Source organism: Bradyrhizobium sp. A11 (assembly GCF_042077125.1).
GTDB lineage: Bacteria > Pseudomonadota > Alphaproteobacteria > Rhizobiales > Xanthobacteraceae > Bradyrhizobium > Bradyrhizobium japonicum_B.
The window spans coordinates 4,485,171-4,507,733 of record NZ_CP149509.1 but is presented as its reverse complement, the minus strand read 5'-3'; the positions used below and the strand labels follow the sequence as shown (position 1 = coordinate 4,507,733).

Genomic DNA, 22,563 nt, shown 5'->3' with positions numbered 1-22,563 from the left:
AGACGATCACACCGTCTCCAGCTGATCCGCCGCCCGCTTCTTCTTTGCTTTGGCCTGCCCGAGCAGGGGACCCGCCGTGAGTGCCGCCGTATCGGCGACGCCCGGGTCGCGCGAGATCATGGCCGCGACGATGGCGCCGTCGATGAGGAGGCCGAGCTGGTGCGCGAGCACGGCGGGCTCGCTCGATCCGAGCTCGCCGGCGAGCTTCTCGATGTGGCCGAGAACGATCTTCTTGTGCTTCAGCGCGATGTTGCGAAACTGTTTTGCGTCCTTGTCGTGCTCGCCGACCGCGTTGATGAAGGGGCAGCCGTAGAACCGCTCTTCGGCGAACCAGCTCTTCAGCGCCGGGAAGATGCGCGTCAGCTTGGCCTGCGCGTCGCCGCCGCCTTGCTCCATGGCGGCGATGAACCATTCGCGCCACTGCTTGCCTTCGCTTTCCAGCACCGCGTTGACGAGATTGGTCTTGGAGCCGAACAATTTGTAGAGCGTGGTCTTCGCGGTGCCGGCCTCCTCGATGATCGCATCGATGCCGGTGGCGTTGATTCCGTTCTTGCAGAATAGATGCGACGCGGCGCTGAGCAGGCGCCCGCGCGCGGATTCGTCGTCGCCGGTGGCGGCGTGGGGCGAGGTCTTCTTCGATGACGTCTTTGCCATAAGCTGCAACTTAATCGCAGCTGCATCACATCAGCAAGCCGCATCTGGTTGGCGCTGAAAAGATTCGCATCCGCTTAAGCATCTGCTCCGCCTTTGGGCAGGAGGGGGCTGATCGATCCCCTGGTCGCGACGCTAAGCGGCTCCAATGCTTCGCTTTTCGCTTTCTGGCTGGTCCTGGCACGCTCCATGCAAGGAAACAGACCGTTCGGTATCCTGCCGATTTCCACTTCTGCCAGGGAGAAGACGATGACTGCGGTCGTTCAAAAGACAGTGCTGACGGGGTGCCTCGCGCCCATCGACAAGAATGGGCTCGAGCAGCTGATCGCCAACGGCAAGGCGAATCCGAAGGTGGTCAAGACCTTGAAGTGCAAGACGGTCGCGGAAGGAAAATTCCGCCACGCCAACTACATCCGCAATCTGCCGCCCTACATCGTCGATGAGCCGCCGGGGCTGCTCGGCGACGACACCGCGCCCAATCCGTCGGAAGCCTCGCTCGCCGCGCTCGGCTCCTGCCTCGCGGTCGGCCTGCACGCCAACGCCGTGCATCGCGGCTGGATCGTCAACAAGCTCGAGCTCGAACTCGAAGGCGACCTCAACATCACCGCGGTCTGGGGCACCGGCGACACCTCGGACAAGCCGGTCGGCTTCACCGACGTTCGCGTCAAGGTCGACATGGAATGCGAGGGCATCGCGCAGGACGAGATCAACGCGCTGGTCGCGCATGTGAAGAAATGGTCGCCGGTTGCCAACACCTTCACCCGGCCGGTCAATCTCGAGGTCGGCATCTAGCAGGCGGCAATCAGGACAAGGTGCGGGAGACGATCATGGGTTCACTGGCTTTATCGCGGGTCGACGTTCTGGATCAGCCCGCACCGTCCATTGCAGGCGAGGTGGCGCGGATCGCGCGGGAGCAGCTCGCTCCGCTCGCCGCCGGCATCGACGACGGTTCGGTCTATCCGGTCGAGGTGCTGCGCAAGTTCGGCGAGGTCGGCGCCTGGGGCAGTCACGTGCCCCACGAAGGTCCCGCCGATCTGCGCTGCGCCATCCAGACGATGGCGGCGATCGGCGAGGTCTGCGGGGCGACCGCCTTCATGGCCTGGTGCCAGGACACGCTGGTCTGGTACGCCGCCAACTCGACCAATATGAAATTGGCGAAACGCTTCGGCGATGCGTTCTCGACCGGCCGAGTGCTCGGCGGCACCGGGCTCTCCAACCCGATGAAGAGCTTCTTCGGCATCGAGAAGCTCAAGCTGAAGGGGCGCAAGGTCGAGGGCGGCTATATCGTGCGCGGCGCGCTGCCCTGGGTCTCCAATCTCGGCCCGGACCATTATTTCGGTACGATCTTCGAGCGTGAGGACGACGCTGGCGCCGCAAGCGGCGAGCCTGGCACTGTGATGTTCCTGGCCGATTGCTCGGATCCCGCGATCACCCTGACCCCGTGCAAGCCGTTCCTCGCCATGGACGGCACGGGCACTTATGGTGTGCAGTTCCGCGACGTCTTCGTGCCGGACGAGCTGATCCTCGCCGATCCCGCCGGACCCTTCGTCAAGAAGATCCGCGCCGGCTTCATCCTGCTGCAAGCCGGCATGGCGCTCGGCCTCATCAAGGACTGCATCAACATCATGGGCGAGGTTGATGGTCCGCTCGGTCATATCAACCGCTATCTGCCGCAGCAGCCGGTGGATTTCGACGATCTCGCCGCCGAGATCGAGGCCGAGACCATGGCGCTGGCGCGCGACCCCTACAACGAGGAGGAGACCTACTGGCGCCAGGTGATCGCGCTGCGCTTGCGCGCCGGCGAAGCCAGCGTCGCGGCGGCGCATGCGGCGATGCTGCATTGTGGCGCGCGCGGCTATTTGAAGGGCCATCGCGCGCAGCGGCGCCTGCGCGAGGCCTATTTTATCGCGATCGTCACGCCGGCCACCAAGCAGCTGCGCAAGATGCTCGCTGATTCCTGAGCTCACGAGTCCACCCCAGAAGACCACTTAACCTCAACGGAGAGGCTGCCAATGACGGACGTTCTGATCTCTGCCAGCGAACTTGCCGATCTCTTGAAGACGGAGCCGTGTGTCGTGATCGACACCCGCAATCCCGACGCCTATGCCGCCGGGCACCTGCCCAATGCCGTGAACGTGCATGAGATATTCACGTTCCTCGCGACCTCGACGCCCGAGGGCATCAGCGAGCTGAAGACCAAGTTCGCCGACGCCTTCGGTGCCGCCGGCCTCTCCGGCAAGGAGACGGCGGTGATCTACGAGCAGTCGATGAATTCCGGCTTCGGCCAGTCCTGCCGCGGCTACTATCTCCTCACCATGCTCGGCTATCCCAAGGTCAAGGTGCTGCATGGCGGCTTCGATGCCTGGACCGCCGCGGGTCTTCCGGTGACGAAGGATGTGCCGACGCCGGCAAAGGCCTCTTTCGCGATCGTGCCCGAGGCCGGCGAGATCCTGATCGATGCCAAGACCATGCTGTCCGCGGTCGGCAAGCCCGGCATCGCCATCCTCGACGTGCGCGACGTCGACGAGTGGATCGGCGACAGCTCGTCTCCCTACGGCAAGGATTTCTGCCCGCGCAAGGGCCGCATCCCCGGCGCGGTGTGGCTGGAATGGTACCGGATGATGAAGCCGACCGCCGAGGGTCCGCGCTTCAAGTCCAAGGACGAGATCCTGGCGGAATGCGCCACCGTCGGCATCACGCCAAGCACACCCGTGTACCTGTATTGCTTCAAGGGGGCGCGCGCCTCGAACACGTTCCTGGCGCTGAAGAACGCCGGCGTGAAGGACGTGCGGATGTATTTCGGCTCCTGGAACGAATGGTCGCGCGATCCGTCGCTGCCGATCGAGCAGGGCCTGCCGGTGGCTGCCCAGGTAACAGGCAAGGCGGCATAGAACCTGCATGTTTTTCGTGGTCCGGCTGCGCAAGGCTTGGCCGGACCACGATGGAGTTTGAGCCGACGCGGCGGACAACGGCGTTCGCCGCGCGATGTGACAAAGGGGCGCAGCAGCATGTCCACGTTCGACGATCCGTTTGACTCCGACCGCAATCTCCAGGCCGGTTGCGTGTGCGGCCAGCACCGTTCGGCGCAGGAGCACGAGCAGGCGGCTTCGGCCTTGCGCTGCGACCCTGCCGAGAGTGAAGAGAAGCGCTACGAGGGCGTGGTCGCCTCCGCGGTGATGCGCGCGATGTTTCCGCAGGACGTGGCGCGGCGTGCTTTCCTGAAGTCCGTGGGCGCGTCGACTGCGCTCGCGGCACTGTCGCAGTTTTTCCCGCTCAAGACGGCAACCGAGGTGTTTGCGCAAGCGGGCGCGCCCGAGAAGAAGGATCTCAAGGTCGGCTTCATCCCGATCACCTGCGCCACGCCGATCATCATGGCGGCTCCGCTCGGCTTCTATTCCAAGCACGGTCTCAACGTCGAGGTGGTCAAGACCGCGGGCTGGGCCGTGATCCGCGACAAGACCATCAACAAGGAATACGACGCCGCCCACATGCTGGCGCCGATGCCGATCGCGATCTCGCTCGGCCTGGGTGCCAACGCCATTCCGTTCGCAGTGCCCGCAATCGAGAACATCAACGGGCAGGGCATCACGCTTGCCATGAAGCACAAGGACAAGCGCGATCCGAAGGACTGGAAGGGCATGAAGTTCGCCATCCCCTTCGACTATTCCATGCACAATTACCTCTTGCGCTATTATCTCGCCGAGCACGGCCTCGACCCCGATACCGACGTGCAGTTGCGCTCGGTGCCGCCGCCGGAGATGGTGGCGAATTTGCGTGCCGACAACATCGACGGCTTCCTCGCGCCCGACAACATCTGCCAGCGCGCGATCTATGACGGCGTCGGCTTCATGCACCTGTTGTCGAAGGAGATCTGGGACGGCCATCCCTGCTGCAGCTTCGCCGCCAGCCGCGAGTTCATCACGACTGCGCCGAACAGCTTTGCGGCGCTGACGCGGGCCATCGTCGATGCCACGGCTTACGCGTCGAAGGCGGAGAACCGCAAGCAGATCGCGGAGGCGATCGCGCCGGCCAATTACATCAACGCGCCGGTCACCGTGCTGGAGCAGGTCCTGACCGGCACCTATGCCGATGGCCTCGGCGGCGTGAAGACCGACGCCAAGCGCGTCGATTTCGATCCGTTCCCCTGGCAGTCCTTTGCGGTCTGGATGCTGACGCAGATGAAGCGCTGGGGCCAGATCAAGGGCGACGTCGACTACAAGGCCGTGGCCGAGCAGGTGTATCTCGCCACCGACACCAAGAAACTGATGACCGAGATGGGCCTGTCGCCGCCCGCGACCGCCTACAAATCCTTCGCGGTGATGGGCAAGAACTTCGATCCGGCCAAGCCGGAGGATTACGTGGCGAGCTTCAAGATCAGGAAGTCGTCATGATGGACGGCACTCTCTCCCCAGCGTCGTCCCGGCGAACGCCGGGACCCATACCACGTGATCTATCGATCGCGGTAGGTCGCAATACCGAACGACCGGTCTTCGCCAAATGTCGTCCTGTGGTTATGGGTCCCGGCGTTCGCCGGGACGACATGCGGAGAGATCGCGCCATATGACATCCTCCCTCCGTCTCCGCGCCGGCCTCGTTTCCATCGTGCTGCTCGCTGCGTTTCTCGGGATCTGGCACCTCGCCACGCGCTCGACCGGCACCGCGGCGACGATGAGCCCGGAATATGCCAAGCTGATGGGCCTGACTGCGACGCAAGGCAAATCCGCCATGCCCGGGCCACTCGATGTCGGCGCCAAGCTCTGGGAGCATCTGAAGCGTCCGTTCTACGACAACGGACCGAACGACAAGGGGCTGGGCATCCAGCTTGGCTATTCCATCGCGCGCGTCGGCACCGGCTATCTGCTGGCGGTGCTGGTCGCGATCCCGCTCGGCTTCCTGATTGGCATGTCGCCGCTGCTGAGCAAGGCGCTCGATCCCTTCATCCAGGTGCTGAAGCCGATCTCGCCTCTGGCCTGGATGCCGCTCGCGCTCTACACCATCAAGGATTCCTCGGTCTCGGCGATCTTCGTCATCTTCATCTGCTCGATCTGGCCGATGCTGCTCAACACCGTGTTTGGCGTCGCCAGCGTGCGCAAGGAATGGATCAACGTCGCGCGCACGCTCGAGGTCGGCACCGTCAGGCGCGCCTTCACCGTGATCCTGCCCGCAGCGGCGCCGACGATCCTGACCGGCATGCGCATCTCGATCGGCATCGCCTGGCTCGTCATCGTCGCCGCCGAGATGCTCGTCGGCGGCACCGGCATCGGCTATTTCGTCTGGAACGAGTGGAACAACCTCTCGATCACCAACGTCATCATCGCGATCCTGCTGATAGGGGTCGTCGGCATGCTGCTCGACCAGATCCTGGCGCGGTTCACGCGCATGGTCACGTTTCCGGAGTAGGGCAAGTGACCGACAAGTTCATCTCCATCGAAGCCATCGCCAAGCGCTATCCCGGCGCGGGCGGTGCCACGACCACTGTGTTCGAGAATCTCTGGCTGTCGATGCCGCGCGGCGAGTTTGCTTGCGTGATCGGCCATTCCGGCTGCGGCAAGACCACGGTGCTCAACATTCTCGCCGGGCTCGATGCGCCGAGCGAGGGCGCGGTCATCGTCGACGGCCAGGCCATCTCCGGCACCAGCCTCGACCGCGCCGTGATCTTCCAGAGCCATGCGCTGCTGCCCTGGCGCACCGTGCTCGGCAACGTCGCCTACGCCGTCAGCTCGAAATGGCGGAGCTGGGACCGTGCCAAGGTCAAGGCACATGCGCAGCGCTTCGTCGATCTCGTCGGTCTTTCGGGCTCCGAGCACAAGCGGCCGTCTGAACTGTCGGGCGGCATGAAGCAGCGCGTCGGCATCGCGCGAGCGCTGTCGATCACGCCGAAGATGATGCTGATGGACGAGCCGTTCTCGGCGCTCGACGCGCTGACGCGCGGCACGCTGCAGGACGAGGTGCGGCGCATTTGCCTCGAGACCGGGCAGACCGCGTTCATGATCACCCACGACGTCGACGAGGCGATCTATCTTGCCGACAAGATCTTCCTGATGACCAACGGTCCCGGCGCGGTGCTTGCCGAGGTAGTCGAGAACCCGCTGCCGCGGGATCGCGGCCGCACCGATCTGCACCGCCATCCGCTGTACTACGCGCTGCGCAACCACATCATCGATTTCCTGGTGACGCGCAGCAAGACCTTCACGACTGAGACGCCCGATCACGATCCACGCAACGTGCCGCTGGTGCAGATCGGCAAGCCGGGACTGACGGTCGCGGCTGCCAGCGATGAGCCTCGGCAAACGTGGATGCCCGGGACCAGCCCCGGATTAAGTGCCTAACCAAGGAGACCTCCAAATGAAACGCGAAGACCTCACCGAGAAGCTGCTCGACATCAAGCGCGAGAAGGGTTGGAGCTGGAAGCACATCTGCGAGAAGATCGGCGGCTATTCCGAGGTGCTGATCGTCGGCGCGATCATGGGCCAGATGAAGCTGACCAAGCCGCAGGCCGCCAATGCCGGCGAGCTGTTCGGCCTGTCGAAGGCGGAAGTTGCGATGCTCAACGAAGTGCCGATGCGCGGGACCGGCACGCCGATGCCGCCGACCGATCCGCTGATCTACCGCTTCTACGAGATGGTGATGGTGAACGGTCCGGCCTGGAAGGCGCTGATCGAGGAGGAGTTCGGCGACGGCATCATGTCGGCGATCGACTTCGACATGGGGATCGAGCGCGTCGCCAACCCCAAGGGCGACCGCGTCAAGATCACCATGAGCGGCAAATTCCTGCCGTACAAATATTACGGCGCCAGCGGCAACGTGCCGGAGTACGGTTTCAAGGAGGAGTGAGTAGCGGTTAACCGGTGGTGAAGCGACGGCGCGCTGTTTGCAATTCAGAGTTTGCCTGATCGCAACCTCTGAGAGCTAGCAAGCGGCGTCACTTCAACCACAGGTAAATGTTATGAAAGTTCGCTCGCTCCTCGTTTCCGCAGGCACTGCCCTGTCTATCATGACTGCCTCCGCCACGGCTCAGTCGCTCGGCCGCGCCGAACTGGGGAGTGGTGGGTTACGGCAGGACGGACCGGTCCGTGTGCAGACGTCGATCAACTTCTTCGTCGCTGGTCCGAGCGGCGACAGCGAAGAGGCCCAGAAGCTGCGGGAACGGGCGCGCCGCGCGGTCTACGAGATGGCCGCGCGCGAATGCGATATCCTGCGCGAGGTGCTAGCCCGCGATTGCCGGATGGAGTCGGTCAACACCAACGTCAACCGGCAATTCGGACCTCAACAAACGGAGGGCTTCAATATCAGCGGCTCGATGGCCTTTCAGATCACGCTGAAATAGAAGCGCAAGGCGGGGTCTATTTCCCCGCCTTCACCTCGGCGGCGGCCACCGCGAGCAGCTCGCTCATCTTGGCGCGAATCGCCTGCTCGGTGACCGCGACGTTCTTGGCGGCGAAATCGGCCGCCAGCTTGCGCACGACGTCGGCATCGCCGGCCTCCTCGAAGTCGGCAGCGACCACTTCCTTGGCATAGGCGGTGGCGGCATCGCCGGACATGCCGAGCTTTTCCGCCGCCCACAGCCCGAGCAGCCGGTTGCGGCGGGCCTCCGCCTTGAACTTCTGCTCCTCGTCGAGGGCGTATTTCTTCTCGAAGCCTTCCTGGCGCTTGTCGAACTCGCTCATGCCTTGTTCCAAATCCCTGCTGAATGGCGCGGGAGCCTTCCGTTGCGGCGCCCCGGCTGCATGCCTACATAGATAGCACGAATCGGCAAAACAACGGGCCGTTAAGCCGCAGGCAAGACGGTATAAGTTGGCGCCGGACGGCCGGATCGATTGTGCTCGGACAGCCAATCGGATAGGTTGCCTGAAGGCTTGGTTCCCGTTCTGTTTCCAAGGGTTTATGGATGGGTTCCGGGCTGTTCACGGCAGCTCCGCTGTGGGTCGTAAATCCTGGTAATCGGAGCACACCAAATACATGGATTTCAACAAAACACGGTACATCCCCATGAGCCGTCGGCGTCGCATTTATGAAGGCAAGGCAAAGGTTCTCTATGAAGGCCCGGAGCCCGGTACCCTGATCCAGCACTTCAAGGACGACGCCACCGCGTTCAATGCGAAAAAGCATCAGGTGATCGAGGGCAAGGGTGTCCTCAACAACCGGATCTCGGAGTACCTGTTTCAGCACCTCAACGACATCGGGGTGCCGACCCATTTCATCCGCCGCCTCAACATGCGCGAGCAGTTGATTCGCGAGGTCGAGATCGTGCCGCTCGAGGTGGTGGTTCGGAACGTCGCCGCCGGCTCGCTGTCGCAGCGCCTCGGCATCGAGGAGGGCACCCAGCTGCCCCGTTCGATCATCGAATTCTATTACAAGAACGACCAGCTCAACGACCCCATGGTGTCGGAAGAGCACATCACCGCCTTCGGCTGGGCGACGCCGCAGGAGATCGACGACATCATGGCGCTCGCCATCCGCGTCAACGACTTCCTCACCGGCCTCTTCCTCGGCATCGGCATCCGCCTCGTCGACTTCAAGATGGAGTGCGGCCGCTTGTTCGAGAACGAGATGATGCGCATCATCGTCGCCGACGAGATCTCGCCGGACAGCTGCCGTCTCTGGGACATCAAGTCGAACGAGAAGCTCGACAAGGACCGCTTCCGCCGTGACCTCGGCGGTCTGTTGGAAGCCTATACGGAAGTTGCAAAGCGTCTCGGCATCCTCATGGAGAACGAGCGTCCGCAGGGCTCCGGCCCGGTGCTGGTGAAGAGCTGAAGAGGATCCTGACGTGAAGGCACGTGTCACCGTTACCCTGAAGACGGGCATCCTCGATCCGCAGGGCAAGGCCATCGAAGGCGCGCTGAAGTCGCTCGGCGTCGACGGCGTCGCCAGCGTCCGCCAGGGCAAGGTGTTCGACATCGAGCTCGCGGGCGCCGACAAGGCCAAGGCGGAAGCCGCGCTGAAGGAAGCCGCCGACAAGCTGCTGGCGAACACCGTGATCGAGAATTATCGGGTGGAGTTGATCGGCTGAGCTGCCACTCCTCATCCTGAGGAGCGCGCTGTTCGCGCGCGTCTCGAAGGATGAAGGCCGAGCTGCAAGAGCTGGGCCTGCATGGTTCGAGACGGCGCTTGCGCGCCTCCTCACCATGAGGGTCTATTAGCTGAGCTGCCGCTGGCTGAACGCTTTGCTCACAGCCATCCCACGCTGCGAAACCGCCAATACAGCGATCCGCATGCCGTCAGCATCACGCCGAGCAGCACGAAATAGCCGTACTCCCATTCCAGCTCCGGCATGTGCTTGAAGTTCATGCCGTAGATGCCGGCGAGCGCGGTCGGGACCGCGATGATGGCGAGCCAGGACGCGAGCTTCTTGGACACCGCGGTTTCCTGCGCCTGACCGACCAAAAGGCTCGCTTCGAAGGCGAACGCCAGCACCTCGCGCATGGAATCGATGCGTTCCTGGATGTTACGAACGTGGTCGGTGACGTCGCGGAACAGCGGCTGCATGGCCTTCCGCACCATCGACAGCTCGTCATGCTCCAGCCGGCGGCAGACCTCCACCAGCGGGCCGATCGCAGTCCTGAGCCGTAAGAGGTCGCGGCGCAGCATGTAGAGCCGCTCGATCTGCGCCTTGCTGATCTGCTTGGAGAGCACGTCGTCCTCGATGTCCTCGACCTCGTCGTGGATGCTCTCGAGCACGGGCGAGTAATTGTCGACGATGAAATCGAGGATGGCGTAGAGGATGTAGTCCTCGCCGCGAGCCAGCGCCCGTGGGCAGCTCTCGCAGCGCTCGCGCACCGGCGCGTACGAGGTCGAAGCGCCGTGGCGTACCGAGACCAGATAGCCTTCGCCGACGAAGATGTGGGTCTCGCCGAAGGCAATGCGTCCCTCGATCAGTTGCGCGGTGCGGGCGACAATGAACAGGGCCTCGCCATATTGCTCGATCTTCGGCCGCTGATGGGCGTGGTTGGCGTCCTCAATCGCGAGGTCGTGCAAATCGAACTGCTTCTGCACCGCGCCGAGCAGCGCCATGTCGGGCTCGTGCAGCCCGATCCAGACCACATGCCCGGGTTTGGCCCGCCAGCTCGAAGCCTCGCTGATCGCGATATTGGCAACGCGCCGGCCGTCGACATAGGCGCCGGCCGCGACGACGCCCTCGGCGGAGACCGGCTCGGCGGGGGAGGGGGGCAGCGACGGGACGTTCATGGCTTCAATCCCGGGCAATCGATCGGCCGAGCGGCGCGTCGCCGACCGAAGTGCATGGCCTGTGTACAAGGCCCTCTGCGAAGGCTAGCACTGGTAAAATCCCCGTCAAATGGTTATGTCTCTTCACGAAATGGCCTGTTGGCCAACCGGATTCCCAGCCTCGTCGGAACCTCTGCCATGAAAGCCGCCATCCTCGTCTTTCCCGGAATCAATCGCGAGCGCGACATGGCGCGTGCGCTGAGGCTGATCTCCGGCACCGAGCCGGCGATGGTGTGGCACGCCGAGACGTCGCTGCCTCCTGGCACCGATCTCGTGGTGGTGCCGGGCGGCTTCTCCTATGGCGATTATCTGCGCTGTGGCGCCATCGCGGCCCGCGCGCCGGTGATGGACGCGGTACGCGACTATGCGGCCAAGGGCGGCCTCGTGCTCGGCGTCTGCAATGGTTTTCAGATACTCTGTGAATCCGGCCTGCTGCCGGGCGTGCTGATGCGCAACGCGCGGCTGAAATTCATCTGCCGCGACGTGCATCTGCGCGTCGAGCGCTCCGACACCCCGTTCACCCGCGGTTACAATGCGGGCCAGGTGATCCGCGTGCCGGTCGCCCATGGCGAGGGCAATTACGAGGCGGATGAGGAGACCATCAAGCGGCTCGAAGGCGAGGGGCGGGTGCTCTATCGCTATTGCTCGGCCGCCGGCGAGGTCGACGATTTCAACAACATCAACGGCGCGGCGCATTCGATTGCCGGCATCGTCAACGACAAGGGCAACGTGCTCGGCATGATGCCGCATCCGGAAAACCACGTCGAAGACATCATGGGCTGCACCGACGGCCGTGGCCTGTTCGCCGGCCTGGTCCAGCATCTGGAAAAGGCCGCGTGATTGCGTTCGCGCTGAAGCGGCTCTCGGTCGCTGTCGCCGCCGTCGCCTTTGCGACGGCCGCGTTCGCCCAGGACTATCCCAAGCGTCCGATCACCATGATCGTGCCGTTCGCGGCCGGCGGTACCTCGGACGTGATCGCGCGCGCGGTGGCCGAGCAGATGGGCATCGCGCTCGGCCAGACCATCGTGATCGAGAACGTCGCCGGCGCCGGCGGCTCGACCGCGCTGGCGCGCGCCTCGCGCGCCGAGCCCGACGGCTACACCATCGCGATCGGCAATGCCGGCACCAATGCCGCGAGCTACACGATCTATCCGAAGCTGCCGTTCACGCCTGATTCCTTCGTGCCGATCGCCATGGTGGCGAAGACGTTCGGCATCATCGCGCTGCGCAAGGACTTTCCGGCCAAGGACCTGAAGGAGTTCATCGCCTACGCCAAGGCCAATCCCGGCAAGATCAATCTCGGCCATGCCGGCGTCGGCTCGTCGAACTATCTGATCTGCAAGAGCTTCGTCACCTCGGCCGGGATCGACGTGACGCTGGTCGGCTATCGCGGCGCCGCGCCCGCGCTGACTGACGCTGTCGGCAGCCAGATCGACGGCGTCTGCGACGCGGCCGCCTCGGTCTCGCAGTCGATCAACGACAAGCTGGTGAAGGGGCTCGTGGTCGGCTCGACCGTGCGGCTCGCCACGCTGCCGGATCTGCCGACCTCCGCGGAGGCCGGCCTACCCGGATTCGAAGCGCAGGGCTGGAACGGCCTGTTCGCGCCCAAGGGCACGCCGCCGGCCGTCATCGCCAAGCTGAACGCCGCCGCGCGCACGGCGGTCGAGACCGACGCGGTGAAGAAGCGCTTTGCCGACCTGTCGACCGTCGCGCCCGATGCCAACGAGCACGCGCCGGAGCTGCTACAGCAGCTCGTGACGCGCGATGTCGAAAAATACCGGAAGATGCTGGCGGACGACGCCAAGTAAATAGCCCAGCCCGACAGGCCTCATTGAGCTGCAGGGATCCGGGCGATGGCCTTGATCTCGAAGTCGAACCCGGCCAGCCAATTCACCCCAACGGCGGTCCAGTTTGGATAGGGCGGTTCACCGATCTCGGCTGAGCGGACAGCCATCACCGTTTCAATCTGGTTGGCGGGATCGGTGTGGAACGTGGTGACGTCCACCACATCGTCCAACGTGCATCCGGCCGCCGCGAGCACGGCACGCAAATTGGCAAACGCGCGCCGCACCTGATCCTCGAACACCGGTTCGGGCGAGCCGTCCTCGCGGCTGCCGACCTGGCCGGACACGAACAGCAGGTCGCCGGAGCGGATCGCCGCGGAGTACCGATGCACTTGGTATAGCGCGTGGCGGTTTGCGGGGAAGATTGCCTCTCGCTGGGGCATGGCAGGACCTTTCAATCGATGAATGGGCGGGGAGGACGTGGGCGCTCGACGGGTGGCGCGTCACGGCAATTTCAGATACGGTTCGTATGTGAGAGATAGTTCACATACGAGCCGTATGTCAAGAGGGTCAAGGGGCATGGCCAAGGGAAAGCGCGCCGCGGCCATGGCGGAAAATCGGGCCAAGCTCATCCGTGCCGCGCGCACGGCATTTGCCACGCAGGGCTATGCAGACGCGTCAATGGACGAGCTCACTGCCGCCGTCGGTCTGACGCGGGGCGCGCTGTATCACAACTTCGAAGACAAGAAGGGGCTTCTCTGGGCCGTCGTCGAGCAGATCGACGGTGAAATGGCGGAGCGGCTGCGCGTGGTTCGCGAGCGCGCGCCCAGCTTGTGGGAAGGCCTTCTCGCAGAGGGGAGCGCTTATATCGAAATGGCACTCGATCCCGAGATCCAGCGCATCATGCTGCTGGATGGACCCGCCGTGCTCGGCGATCCCTCCAAATGGCCCGGTGAGAATGCCTGCCTCGACATCACCATGCGAACGATCGAGTCGCTGATCGAACAAGGCGTGGTGAAGCCGGTCGATGTCGAAGCGGCGGGGCGATTGCTCAACGGTGCCGCCCTCAGCGCCGCCTTATGGGTTGCGGCGGCCGACGATCCAAAATCCGTATTGAACAAGGCCGTTGATGCGTTTCGCGAGTTGGCGAGCGGATTGCTGCGTAAGGCGATCTGATTGCGCGCCGCGACCGGACGTTCCGACACCGCTAGCGCAGCTTCAGCCGCTCCGCCGGCACCGTCATGGCCGCGACGCCGGCCATCACCAGCAGCAGCCCCAGCGCGAGGTTCGACGGCACGCTCTCGCCGAGCAGCAGCACGGAGAGGCCGACGCCGATCGGGATGCGCAGATAGCCTTGCGCGTTCGTGGTCAGCGTGCCGAGCCGGCCGAGGCAGACGTAGAACAGCATCAATCCCAGCGCGCTGGAGACGATGCCCATGACGATGGTGGCGACGATCGCGGTCGGCGTCGGGTGCAGCGTCCAGGGCTGGTCGATGATCAGCGAGGGCGGCAGCAGGATGAGGCCGCCGAACAGCAGCGAGCCGGCCGCCACCACCATCGGGTCGTAGTCGGACAGGCGGAGGCCGAAGATCGTCGCGCAGGCAAAGGAGATGGTGGCGAGCAGGATCGCGATCTCCGCCACGATCTCGCTGCCAAGGCCATGCAGAGCATCGAGCCCGACGATGGCGACAGTGCCGGCGAGCCCCAAAATCGCGCCCGCGAGCTTGAGCAGCGTTGCCGGCTCGTGCCGCGTGATCAGCGAGGTGATCAGGAAGGCGAAGATCGGCGTCGTCGAGGCCAGCACCACCGTGTTCGAGGCCGGCACATATTGCTGCGACCAGGTGATGATCAGGAACGGGAAGGTCGAGTTGATCAATTGCTGGGTCGCGAACAGCTTCCACGCCCTGGCGTCGGTCGGGACCTTGATGCCGCGCATCCACAGGATCGCGAACAGGAAGGCGGCCGCGATCAGCGAGCGCGTTGAGATGAAGGTGATGGGCGGGATGGCGGGAAGCGCCAACTTGGTCAGCGGATAGGTCGAGCTCCAGCAGCAGGCGAGTGCGAGCAGCAGCGCATAGTCGCGCCAATTACGCGCGCCGGTGGCGGGCATGGACGGCAACGGCGATGCTGCGGAGGCCGCTGTGCGACCCCTCGACGGTGTGCTCTGCGGCACCTTGTTCCTGCTCCCCGGCGCACAAGCGCTCGCTCCGACTGTGGGCGAGGGCGTGCGAAAAGGGAAGGCGCCGAGCTATGCGTTTGGCTGAGGGAGCGCCTTCCGCTTCATCCGCTTGATCGTGCCGGAAAAGGTCAGCAGCACCCGCCCCCCGGACATCATCTTACCGCGCAGGAAGATCAGCGAGCCGCCGGCGCGGGTGACCTCGCCGGTGCATTCGATCAGCTCACCCTCCCGTGCCGCGTCGAGGAATTCGCAGGCGAAGTTGGTCGTTACCGCCCGGCTGTCCAGGACATGGGTGGCGATCGCGAACAGGGAATAGTCGGCAAAGGCCATGTAGCAGCCGCCATGGACGTTCCCGGAGCCGTTGAGGTGCTTCTTCTCGACCCGGAAGGCGCAGCGGACGCTGCCGTCCGCCTCGATCTGATGCCAGAAGGGGCCGACATGGGCCTCGAAACTGTCGCGAATCCAGGTCCGCCAGCCCACAAACTCGCCTTCGGTGGCGATATGGAGGTCGGGGCGGCGGGGCGGGGGCGCTTTGGTCAATTCGTGCAAGGAAATGGGCCTTCAATTGCGGGTCTTCAGCCCTTAAATCCGATCCGTCCGCGCCGTGCAATTCCTGTTCCCGCCGTTCCTCCCTGCAAAACGTGGGACAGCGGGAAAATGCGCCATAAAGGGCTTTTCCCGGCCCTCCGATCTTCCTAAGAACGGCCAAACGCCGCCGAAAGCTCCTGAAGCCATGAAGAACGAACCCAAGATCACCCCCGAGCTGGTTGCCGCCCACGGGCTCAAGCCCGACGAGTACGAGCGCATCCTGAAGCTGATCGGGCGGGAGCCGACCTTCACCGAGCTCGGCATCTTCTCGGCGATGTGGAACGAGCACTGCTCGTACAAGTCTTCGCGCATCCATCTGCGCGGGTTGCCGACCAAGGCACCCTGGGTGATCCAGGGCCCCGGCGAGAATGCCGGCGTGATCGACATCGGCGATGGCCAGGCCGTGGTCTTCAAGATGGAGAGCCACAACCACCCGAGCTATATCGAGCCCTATCAGGGCGCGACCACCGGCGTCGGCGGCATCCTGCGCGACGTCTTCACCATGGGCGCGCGCCCGATCGCCTGCCTCAATGCGCTGAGCTTCGGCGCGCCCGAGCATGCCAAGACCCGGCATCTGGTCTCCGGCGTCGTCGCCGGCGTCGGCGGCTACGGCAATTCCTTTGGCGTGCCGACGGTGGGCGGCCAGGTGCGCTTCCACACCCGCTATGACGGCAACATCCTCGTCAATGCGATGGCGGTCGGCCTCGCCGATACCGACAAGATCTTCTATGCGGCGGCCTCCGGCGTGAACATGCCGATCGTCTATTTGGGCTCCAAGACCGGGCGCGACGGCATCCACGGCGCCTCGATGGCCTCGGCCGAGTTCGACGACAAGTCCGAGGAGAAGCGTCCGACCGTGCAGGTCGGCGATCCCTTCGCCGAAAAGCTGCTGCTGGAAGCCTGCCTCGAGATCATGGAGAAGGGCTGCGTCATCGCGATCCAGGACATGGGCGCGGCGGGGCTGACCTGCTCGGCGGTCGAGATGGGCGCCAAGGGCGACCTCGGCGTCGACCTCGATCTCGACGCGGTGCCGACCCGCGAGACCGGGATGAGCGCCTACGAGATGATGCTCTCGGAGAGCCAGGAGCGCATGCTGATGGTGCTCAAGCCCGAGAAGGAAAAGGAAGCCGAGGCGATCTTCAAGAAGTGGGGCCTCGACTTCGCCGTGGTCGGCTACACCACGCCGAGCAAGCGCTTCGTGGTCAAGCATGGCGGCGACGTCATGGCCGATTTGCCGATCAAGGAGCTGGGCGACGAGGCGCCGGTCTATGATCGTCCGCACGTCCCGTCTGCCGCGCTGCCGGTCGTGCATGCGCGCGAGGTGCCGGCGCCGATGGGTCTCGGGCCTGCGCTGGAGAAGCTGATCGGCACGCCGGATATGTGCTCTAAGCGCTGGGTCTGGGAGCAGTACGATCACGTCATTCTCGGCAACACCATGCAGCGCCCCGGCGGCGATGCCGCCGTTGTGCGCGTCGAGGACGGGCCGAAGGGCCTCGCGCTCACCGTCGACGTCACGCCGCGCTATTGCGAGGCCGACCCGTTCGAGGGTGGCAAGCAGGCCGTCGCCGAGGCCTGGCGCAACATCACCGCGGTCGGCGGCAAGCCGCTCGCGATCACCGACAATCTCAATTTCGGCAACCCTGAGCGGCCTGAGATCATGGGCCAGTTCGTCGGCTGCCTGAAGGGCATCTCGGAAGCCTGCCGCACGCTGGACTTCCCGGTCGTATCCGGCAACGTCTCGCTCTACAACGAGACCAATGGCCGTGCGATCCTGCCGACACCCTCGATCGGCGGCGTCGGCCTGCTGGACGATTTCACCAAGTCGGCGTCGCTCGCCTTCAAGGCCGAGGGCGAGGCCATCCTCCTGATCGGCGAGACCCATGGCTGGCTCGGCCAGTCCGTCTACCTGCGCGACATCTGCGGCCGCGAGGAGGGCGCACCCCCGCCGGTCGATCTCGCCGCCGAGAAGCGCAACGGCGATTGCGTGCGCGGCATGATCCATGCGGGCACCGCGACCGCCGTGCACGATCTCTCCGACGGCGGCCTGCTGATCGCGCTTGCCGAAATGGCGATGGCGGGCGGCATCGGCGCCAAGCTGCTGGCGGCGCCGACCGCGCTGGTCCCGCAGGCCTATTGGTTTGGCGAGGATCAGGCGCGCTATCTCGTCACCGTGCCGGAAGCCGAAGCCGGCCGCGTGCTCGCCAAGATGCGCGGTTGCGAGGTGCCCTGCGCGCGCATCGGCACCACCGGCGGCGATGCGATCGCGATCGCGGGCGAGGCGCCGGTGGCGATCGACACGCTGCGGGCCTCATTCGAGCGGTGGCTGCCCGAGTACATGGGCGGCAAGGCGGCGTAAGGCGCTGCCACGCAATTCGTCATTGCGAGGAGCAAAGCGACGAAGCAATCCACACGACCTCCGCGGAGGGATTCTGGATTGCTTCGCGGAGCCTGTCATCGGGCCGCGCTACGCGCGGACCCGGTGGCTCGCAATGACGAGTGGAGAGACCGCGCCTCACAACACGCGTGACGCGCCCGGGATCTGCCGCAAGGCGCGCGTCAGCGCCCAACTCGCTGCGACAGTCAGTACAAACCCGATCGCGGCCTTGACGATCGCCGGCAGATCATAGTCGAACAGCCAGTATTGCAGCCACAGTGCGATCGGATAGTGCACCAGAAACATGCCGAACGCGTCGCCCTGCATCGGATCGAGCAGCATGGCTGAGCCTGATTGCTTGAATCTCTGGAACAGGGCCAGGATCAGAAACATGATGGCCACGCTGAAGACAGTGAAGCAGATGGCATAGAGCGCTTCATACCAGTCCGGCAAAGGCGACGGGTTGCCCAGTATTTCGCGCTTGATGAAGATCAGTCCCCACAACAGACAATACGGAACGATCGCCAGGACCATCCAGTCCCAGCTCACCTTTGCCATGCGGCCGTCGACAGCGAGCAGCCCACGATCCATTTGCGCAACGCCGATGCCGGCACCGAAAAAGAAATAGGTCGCGTACAGCATCACGCGCCCGTGCTGGACCGAGAATGGCCCGAACTCGAACCAGCTGCTGTGTCCGTAGTGAACCAGCCCGGGAATGTAGAACGCCGCGGTGACGGCCAGCATGACCGCGAAGAACACGGCGGGCCGGCGGCGACCATGCAGCGAGAGGCGATTGATCGGATCGAGCAGATTGGGTGACAAACGGTACAAAAGGCAGGCAACCAGGTCGAAGGCGAACAAGACCCACAGGAACCAGATCGGCCCGCTCGGCCACGGGCCCTTCGTGACCATATTCCACCAGAATTCCGAAAACCCGATCTCGGGATCCTGCCGCAGGGAGATCGCGTAATAGGCGACCGGAATGACCGTTAAGGCGCAGATCGCGAAGGGTAGGCCAAGCCGAAGCAGGCGATCCGCCAAATAGCTCCGGATTCCCTTCCGGGCGATGCCGGACCAGGCGAACAGCCCCGACAAGAAGAAGAACATCGCCATGAAGAAGCTGTCGGTGGCGAGCACGACCATGTCGAAGCCGAAGAAATAACTCGGATCGGTATGGCCGAAATAGGTATAGGGAATCACCGCGTGATGCAGCAGCACCACCAAAGTGAGGAAGGTGCGGGCGCGATCAATCGCCAAATTGCGCATCTTGCTCTTCGGCGCGGCCTGCACCTCCGCGCCGATCGTCGCTGAATGTGACATCGTCATCATGGTCGCCCCGCGCTCTTGCTCCCGGCGGGACTGTGCCGCCGGGAACCGGTTTCAGCAAGATCGTTTCAGCAGGATGAGGAACCAGCTCCGCTCCGCGATGTTAGCGTCTGCGAAAGAGGGCGTGGAAGGGCCGCAGGCGAGCGGCCACCGATTGCGGAGCTGGTGATGACGATCCTGAAATGGGCGCTGATCTTCCTACTTGTTTCGATCGTGGCCGGCGTGCTCGGCTTCACCGGCATCTCAGCAGCCTCCGCCGATATCGCCCGCTTCCTGTTCTACGTGTTCGTCGTGATCTTCCTGGTGCTGCTAATATTGGGACTCACGATTTTCAGGGCGTAGCTCTTCCCTCGTCATTCCGGGTTCGATGCTTCGCATCGCCCCGGAATGACGGCATCCCAAACTACCCCACTTCCTCGATCTTCACCTTGTCGGGATAGAACGCCAGATGGCCGGAGATCTCGGCCATGGCGGGGAAGGGCGTCTCGTAGGTCCAGATCGCGTTGTCGAGCGTCTTGCCGTTGGCCTTGACGCTGTAATAATTGGCATCGCCCTTGTAGGGGCAATGGGTGGTGCGCTCGGTGCGCTCGAGCAGGGCCATATTGGCGTCCTGGCGCGGCACATATTGCACCGCCGGATATCTGGCTTCCTTCAGGGTCAGCGCCTTGTCGGTCTCGGCAATCACGATGTCGCCAGCCGTGACGCGGACACGCCGGGGATTTGCGGTGATGGTGATGGGGTGGTCGGGCCCTGGAAGCTTCATGATGTCACGCCTTTTCGATCGATCTGCCACGCGCGGCACTTTGTCGTGCCTTTATCCTGATGCGATCAGGGATATAGTGCCGGAAAGCGTGACCTAGAAGGCCGTTCACGCTAAGTTTGGCCCTGCCGGGCCGGGGACCCCGGCAGCGATTCGACGACGAGGCTGATTCGCAGCCGAGACAAGGAGCACGACCCGAATGCCCATGGACGCCCACGATATCGAGGCGATGATCAAGGCAGCAATCCCCGATGCCGAGGTGACCATCCGAGACCTCGCCGGCGATGGCGACCATTACGCCGCGACCGTGATCTCGGAATCCTTCCGCGGCAAGTCCCGCGTCCAGCAGCACCAGATCGTCTATCAGTCCCTGCGCGGCCAGATGGGCGGCGTGCTGCACGCGCTGGCGCTGCAGACCGGGGTGCCTGGCGGGCCCGGGGCACCCGGCACCTGATCCAAGCTTAGCGGGGGATGACGATGGCTGCGGACAATCCTCGCGGCGCGATGTTTCGCGTCACCGGACCGAACCAGCACAGCCGCGTCACTTTTGTCGAGCTGTTCTTCGACCTCGTCTTCGTCTTCGCCGTCACGCAGATTTCTCACACGCTGCTGCACCATTTCACGCCGCTGGGCGCGGTGCACGTCATGGTGTTGTTCCTGGCGGTGTGGTGGGTGTGGGTCTTCACCGCCTGGGTCACGAATTGGCTCAATCCCGAGCTGACTCCGGTCCGCATCCTGCTTTTTGCCATGATGCTGGGCGGCCTCGTGCTGTCGACCACGATCCCGACTGCGTTCGAGGGACGGGGCCTGTGGTTTGCGATCGCCTACGTGACCCTGCAGGTCGGACGGACCGCGTTCTGGATGTTTGCGACCCCGCATCACCGGTCCGCAGTGCGACACAATGCGATCCGCATCCTGACTTGGTTCTCGGTCTCCGCCGTGTTGTGGATTGCCGGCGGTCTGTCCGAGGGAGACACGCGGCTATGGCTGTGGATCGCGGCGGTGAGCTGGGAATATATCGCGCCGGCCGCACGGTTCTGGGTGCCGAAGCTGGGCTTCTCGTCGGTCGAGGCCTGGGCCGTCGAAGGCGCGCACATGGCCGAGCGCTGCTCTCTCTTCGTCATCATCGCGCTCGGCGAAGCCATCATCGTCAACGGCGCAACATTTGCCGAGCTGGAATGGACCGCGAGCAACATCCTCGCTTTCGTCTCGGCGCTGATCGGCGCCATCGCGATGTGGTGGGTCTATTTTCACAAGGGTGCCGAGGCCGGCGCCGAGCGGATCTCGAAATCCGCCGAATCCGGCCGGCTGGCGCGGCTCGCCTACACCTATCTGCACACGCCGATCGTGGCCGGCATCATCCTGACGGCCGTGTCGGACGAATTGGTGCTGAAACACCCGGCCGGACACTCCGACATGCGCACGATCGTGAGCACGATCGGTGGGCCCCTGGTGTTCCTGGTCGGCACGATCCTGTTCAAGCACGCGATCCGCGGCTTCCTCCAGCTCTCGCACGGCGTCGGGATCGCGCTGTTGCTGGTGCTGAGCTGGTTCGCGTCAGACCTCTCGCCGCTCTGGCTATCGGTCGCGACGACCGCGATCATGATCGTGGTGGCGGTGTGGGAGTCGGTGTCGTTGGGGACGGAGCCGGTGGAGTAGGCGCGGAGGTCTACTGCGCGACCTCCAACGCGTGCACCGAGAACATTCCGGCCACATCCGTCCAGCTCTCCCGCACGCGCCAGCCGGCGCCCTGCGCCAGCGCTGCAAAACGCTCGATGCTGTACTTGTAGCTGTTCTCGGTGTGGATGCTCTCGCCCGGCTTGAACGAGAAGCTGGTGCCGAGCAGGCGCACGGTCTGGCTCTTCCTGCTGATCAGGTGCATCTCGATGCGGTGCCGCTCGCGATTGTAGATCGCGCGATGGGTGAAGGCGGACAGATCGAAATTGCCCCCGAGCTCGCGGTTGATGCGCACGAGAACGTTGAGGTTGAAGCGCGCGGTGACGCCGGCGGCATCGTTGTAGGCATCATAGAGCACGCGCTCGTCCTTCTCGAGATCGGCGCCGATGATCATCTGCGCACCCCGGCCCAGAATCTTGCGGGCGCTGTTCAGGAAGGCCTGGGCTTCCTGCGGCTCGAAATTGCCGATGGTCGAGCCCGGGAAGAAGCCGACCTTCGGCATGGACGCGACCTGCTTGGGCAGCTCGAACGGCGTGGTGAAATCGGCCGCGACCGGATAGATGCCGAGCGAGGGAAAATCCCGCTTCAGGCCGTTCGCCTGCGCCTTCAGGAAGTCGCCGGAGATGTCGACGGGGACATAGGCCGCGAACTTGCAATGGTTCAGCAACAGGCGGACCTTGGTGGTCGCGCCGGCGCCGAACTCGACCAGGGCGGCGTGCTCCGGAATGATCTTTGCGATCTCGCTGCCGCGTTCCCTCAGGATCGCAAGCTCGGTGCGCGTCGGATAATATTCCGGCAGCTTCGTGATCGCCTCGAACAGCTCCGAGCCGGTCGCATCGTAGAAATATTTCGGCGACAGTTTCTTCGGCTGCTGCGACAGGTCCGCGATGGCCTCGCGGGCGAAGGCGGTGGTCTGCTCGTCGGGAAGATGGGCTTCGGCCAAAGCGCTGGCGTGCACATTCATGATACTCTCCAGAACGCGCTGTCCGGCGCGCAT

Annotated in this window: 26 protein-coding genes; 17 read left to right on the top strand and 9 right to left on the bottom strand. The window is 64.2% G+C overall.

Going from position 1 to position 22,563, the window contains the following annotated elements:
- Positions 1-6 precede the first annotated feature (6 nt).
- The gene (locus tag WI560_RS21225) at positions 7-654 is read right to left on the bottom strand and encodes a TetR/AcrR family transcriptional regulator (protein WP_375304715.1); all 648 of its coding nucleotides are present in this window, start codon (positions 652-654) and stop codon (positions 7-9) included.
- Positions 655-900: 246 nt separating this feature from the next.
- On the opposite strand from WI560_RS21225, the gene WI560_RS21220 reads away from it, so the two are divergent.
- The 8 genes from WI560_RS21220 (at position 901) to WI560_RS21185 (ending at position 7,978) form a co-directional block, all read left to right on the top strand.
- Complete coding sequence (locus WI560_RS21220) at positions 901-1,443, top strand: OsmC family protein (RefSeq protein ID WP_257175433.1); 543 nt, start codon at positions 901-903, stop codon at positions 1,441-1,443.
- Between the two features lie 35 nt (positions 1,444-1,478).
- Positions 1,479-2,612, top strand: a complete 1,134-nt coding sequence (locus tag WI560_RS21215) for an acyl-CoA dehydrogenase family protein (RefSeq protein WP_375304714.1) — start codon at positions 1,479-1,481, stop codon at positions 2,610-2,612.
- 51 nt (positions 2,613-2,663) lie between these two features.
- The gene (locus tag WI560_RS21210) at positions 2,664-3,542 is read left to right on the top strand and encodes a sulfurtransferase (protein WP_375304713.1); all 879 of its coding nucleotides are present in this window, start codon (positions 2,664-2,666) and stop codon (positions 3,540-3,542) included.
- Between the two features lie 117 nt (positions 3,543-3,659).
- Positions 3,660-5,042 (top strand): CmpA/NrtA family ABC transporter substrate-binding protein, encoded by a 1,383-nt coding sequence (locus WI560_RS21205; protein ID WP_375304712.1) that lies wholly within the window; start codon positions 3,660-3,662, stop codon positions 5,040-5,042.
- Positions 5,043-5,211: 169 nt separating this feature from the next.
- The gene (gene ntrB, locus WI560_RS21200) at positions 5,212-6,051 is read left to right on the top strand and encodes a nitrate ABC transporter permease (protein WP_375304711.1); all 840 of its coding nucleotides are present in this window, start codon (positions 5,212-5,214) and stop codon (positions 6,049-6,051) included.
- Positions 6,052-6,056: 5 nt separating this feature from the next.
- Positions 6,057-6,980 (top strand): ABC transporter ATP-binding protein, encoded by a 924-nt coding sequence (locus tag WI560_RS21195; RefSeq protein ID WP_375304710.1) that lies wholly within the window; start codon positions 6,057-6,059, stop codon positions 6,978-6,980.
- A 16-nt stretch (positions 6,981-6,996) separates the two neighbouring features.
- Positions 6,997-7,485, top strand: coding sequence for a cyanase (cynS, locus tag WI560_RS21190; RefSeq protein WP_025037304.1), 489 nt, complete (start codon positions 6,997-6,999; stop codon positions 7,483-7,485).
- A gap of 112 nt (positions 7,486-7,597) precedes the next feature.
- Positions 7,598-7,978 (top strand): hypothetical protein, encoded by a 381-nt coding sequence (locus WI560_RS21185; protein WP_375304709.1) that lies wholly within the window; start codon positions 7,598-7,600, stop codon positions 7,976-7,978.
- Between the two features lie 16 nt (positions 7,979-7,994).
- Here WI560_RS21185 and WI560_RS21180 read toward each other — a convergent pair whose 3' ends face one another.
- Positions 7,995-8,318 carry a DUF1476 domain-containing protein gene (locus WI560_RS21180; RefSeq protein ID WP_239624998.1) on the bottom strand — a complete coding sequence of 108 codons (324 nt, stop codon included), beginning with the start codon at positions 8,316-8,318 and terminating at the stop codon, positions 7,995-7,997.
- A gap of 322 nt (positions 8,319-8,640) precedes the next feature.
- Between WI560_RS21180 and purC the strand changes: the two genes are divergently transcribed.
- Together purC and purS are read left to right on the top strand one after the other, a co-directional pair.
- A complete protein-coding gene (gene purC, locus WI560_RS21175; protein ID WP_173015815.1) occupies positions 8,641-9,408 on the top strand; it encodes a phosphoribosylaminoimidazolesuccinocarboxamide synthase in 768 nt (255 codons plus the stop codon).
- Between the two features lie 13 nt (positions 9,409-9,421).
- Entirely contained in the window at positions 9,422-9,664 is a 243-nt protein-coding gene (gene purS, locus WI560_RS21170; RefSeq protein ID WP_063682443.1) for a phosphoribosylformylglycinamidine synthase subunit PurS, read from the top strand.
- A 158-nt stretch (positions 9,665-9,822) separates the two neighbouring features.
- On the opposite strand, the gene WI560_RS21165 is transcribed toward purS, so the two are convergent.
- A complete protein-coding gene (locus WI560_RS21165; RefSeq protein ID WP_375304708.1) occupies positions 9,823-10,839 on the bottom strand; it encodes a magnesium and cobalt transport protein CorA in 1,017 nt (338 codons plus the stop codon).
- 177 nt (positions 10,840-11,016) lie between these two features.
- On the opposite strand from WI560_RS21165, the gene purQ reads away from it, so the two are divergent.
- Both purQ and WI560_RS21155 read left to right on the top strand, forming a co-directional pair.
- A complete protein-coding gene (gene purQ, locus WI560_RS21160; RefSeq protein WP_375304707.1) occupies positions 11,017-11,718 on the top strand; it encodes a phosphoribosylformylglycinamidine synthase subunit PurQ in 702 nt (233 codons plus the stop codon).
- Complete coding sequence (locus WI560_RS21155; protein ID WP_375304706.1) at positions 11,715-12,686, top strand: tripartite tricarboxylate transporter substrate binding protein BugD; 972 nt, start codon at positions 11,715-11,717, stop codon at positions 12,684-12,686. Before purQ ends, WI560_RS21155 begins: the two co-directional genes overlap by 4 nt.
- A gap of 20 nt (positions 12,687-12,706) precedes the next feature.
- Here the strand turns inward: WI560_RS21155 and WI560_RS21150 are convergent, their stop codons facing one another.
- Positions 12,707-13,105, bottom strand: a complete 399-nt coding sequence (locus WI560_RS21150; protein WP_375304705.1) for a RidA family protein — start codon at positions 13,103-13,105, stop codon at positions 12,707-12,709.
- A gap of 136 nt (positions 13,106-13,241) precedes the next feature.
- On the opposite strand from WI560_RS21150, the gene WI560_RS21145 reads away from it, so the two are divergent.
- Positions 13,242-13,838, top strand: a complete 597-nt coding sequence (locus tag WI560_RS21145; RefSeq protein ID WP_375304704.1) for a TetR/AcrR family transcriptional regulator — start codon at positions 13,242-13,244, stop codon at positions 13,836-13,838.
- A 31-nt stretch (positions 13,839-13,869) separates the two neighbouring features.
- Here the strand turns inward: WI560_RS21145 and WI560_RS21140 are convergent, their stop codons facing one another.
- Together WI560_RS21140 and WI560_RS21135 are read right to left on the bottom strand one after the other, a co-directional pair.
- Positions 13,870-14,835 (bottom strand): DMT family transporter, encoded by a 966-nt coding sequence (locus WI560_RS21140; RefSeq protein WP_375304703.1) that lies wholly within the window; start codon positions 14,833-14,835, stop codon positions 13,870-13,872.
- A 75-nt stretch (positions 14,836-14,910) separates the two neighbouring features.
- Complete coding sequence (locus WI560_RS21135; protein ID WP_257196164.1) at positions 14,911-15,390, bottom strand: PaaI family thioesterase; 480 nt, start codon at positions 15,388-15,390, stop codon at positions 14,911-14,913.
- Between the two features lie 184 nt (positions 15,391-15,574).
- Between WI560_RS21135 and purL the strand changes: the two genes are divergently transcribed.
- Positions 15,575-17,785 carry a phosphoribosylformylglycinamidine synthase subunit PurL gene (gene purL / locus WI560_RS21130; RefSeq protein WP_375304702.1) on the top strand — a complete coding sequence of 737 codons (2,211 nt, stop codon included), beginning with the start codon at positions 15,575-15,577 and terminating at the stop codon, positions 17,783-17,785.
- A gap of 156 nt (positions 17,786-17,941) precedes the next feature.
- Here the strand turns inward: purL and WI560_RS21125 are convergent, their stop codons facing one another.
- Positions 17,942-19,132 (bottom strand): acyltransferase, encoded by a 1,191-nt coding sequence (locus tag WI560_RS21125; RefSeq protein WP_375304701.1) that lies wholly within the window; start codon positions 19,130-19,132, stop codon positions 17,942-17,944.
- Positions 19,133-19,297: 165 nt separating this feature from the next.
- Here WI560_RS21125 and WI560_RS21120 point away from each other — a divergent pair, with 165 nt between their 5' ends.
- Positions 19,298-19,471, top strand: a complete 174-nt coding sequence (locus WI560_RS21120) for a DUF1328 domain-containing protein (RefSeq protein ID WP_007612121.1) — start codon at positions 19,298-19,300, stop codon at positions 19,469-19,471.
- 61 nt (positions 19,472-19,532) lie between these two features.
- Here WI560_RS21120 and WI560_RS21115 read toward each other — a convergent pair whose 3' ends face one another.
- Positions 19,533-19,892: a DUF427 domain-containing protein gene (locus WI560_RS21115; RefSeq protein ID WP_257175415.1), complete on the bottom strand. Its 360-nt coding sequence runs from the start codon at positions 19,890-19,892 to the stop codon at positions 19,533-19,535.
- Between the two features lie 196 nt (positions 19,893-20,088).
- Here WI560_RS21115 and WI560_RS21110 point away from each other — a divergent pair, with 196 nt between their 5' ends.
- Together WI560_RS21110 and WI560_RS21105 are read left to right on the top strand one after the other, a co-directional pair.
- Positions 20,089-20,343 (top strand): BolA/IbaG family iron-sulfur metabolism protein, encoded by a 255-nt coding sequence (locus WI560_RS21110; RefSeq protein ID WP_028137365.1) that lies wholly within the window; start codon positions 20,089-20,091, stop codon positions 20,341-20,343.
- Positions 20,344-20,366: 23 nt separating this feature from the next.
- Positions 20,367-21,548, top strand: coding sequence for a low temperature requirement protein A (locus WI560_RS21105; protein ID WP_375304700.1), 1,182 nt, complete (start codon positions 20,367-20,369; stop codon positions 21,546-21,548).
- A gap of 10 nt (positions 21,549-21,558) precedes the next feature.
- Here the strand turns inward: WI560_RS21105 and egtD are convergent, their stop codons facing one another.
- The gene (egtD, locus tag WI560_RS21100; protein ID WP_375304699.1) at positions 21,559-22,530 is read right to left on the bottom strand and encodes an L-histidine N(alpha)-methyltransferase; all 972 of its coding nucleotides are present in this window, start codon (positions 22,528-22,530) and stop codon (positions 21,559-21,561) included.
- Positions 22,531-22,563 lie beyond the last annotated feature (33 nt).